The following is a 323-nucleotide window of genomic DNA, read 5'->3' as shown; positions in this document are numbered from 1 at the left end:
GCGGGAATAGCTCAGTTGGTAGAGCACGACCTTGCCAAGGTCGGGGTCGCGAGTTCGAGTCTCGTTTCCCGCTCCAAATTAAAGGCATCGGCAATCGCGGATGTCGGCTGAAAAGCCAGAAGATTTCGGCGCGTTAGCAAAGCGGTTATGTAGCGGATTGCAAATCCGTCTAGTCCGGTTCGACTCCGGAACGCGCCTCCAATTTCTTCCCGAGCCCGGATGGTGGAATCGGTAGACACAAGGGATTTAAAATCCCTCGGCGTTCGCGCTGTGCGGGTTCAAGTCCCGCTCCGGGTACCATGGGAATAAAGCAATAAAATCAA

Annotated in this window: 3 tRNA genes; all 3 read left to right on the top strand. The window is 54.5% G+C overall.

Annotation, left to right across the window (positions count from 1 at the left end):
* The 3 genes from OGV69_RS00040 to OGV69_RS00030 all read left to right on the top strand — a co-directional run bounded on the left by OGV69_RS00040 (position 1) and on the right by OGV69_RS00030 (position 300).
* A tRNA-Gly gene (locus OGV69_RS00040) sits at positions 1-76 on the top strand.
* Between the two features lie 51 nt (positions 77-127).
* Positions 128-201 (top strand) — tRNA-Cys (locus tag OGV69_RS00035).
* A gap of 12 nt (positions 202-213) precedes the next feature.
* Positions 214-300: transfer RNA gene (locus OGV69_RS00030), tRNA-Leu, on the top strand.
* Positions 301-323 lie beyond the last annotated feature (23 nt).

Source organism: Citrobacter sp. Cc139, assembly GCF_030334645.1.
Classification (GTDB): domain Bacteria; phylum Pseudomonadota; class Gammaproteobacteria; order Enterobacterales; family Enterobacteriaceae; genus Citrobacter; species Citrobacter werkmanii.
Note: the sequence above shows the minus strand (reverse complement) of the source record. Positions and strands in the feature narration are given on the sequence as shown.